Here is a 252-nt window from a genome sequence, read left to right as displayed (position 1 = left end):
TCCAGGATGGTTTGTAATATGAACCATCCTTCCCATAATCTTTCCCATCCTACTCGACCATTACGTTTTGAATCGTACCAACCTGCAAGCTTGCCGAGGTTAATATAGGCCTAGTAGAGGCTTGGGGCTTTCTTCGGTGGCTTCGATTTGTTTTGCTTTGACCACAGTAAGTTCCACGCTAGCGGACTCAGGATCATTTCACAGCTCTGCTTTTCTGCTTCCTCTTTATTAAGCCCCAGATAGCGCAATTGA

The 252-nt window shown here is 45.6% G+C and carries 1 pseudogene; it reads right to left on the bottom strand.

Annotated features, from left to right (window positions below):
* Nucleotides 1-252: pseudogene (locus IQ209_RS18845) on the bottom strand (IS4 family transposase); the annotation flags it as partial.

The sequence above is a fragment of the Xenorhabdus sp. BG5 genome (assembly GCF_015163665.1).
GTDB lineage: Bacteria > Pseudomonadota > Gammaproteobacteria > Enterobacterales > Enterobacteriaceae > Xenorhabdus.
The sequence above is the reverse complement of the archived record's forward strand: the minus strand, read 5'-3'. Positions and strand labels throughout refer to the sequence as shown.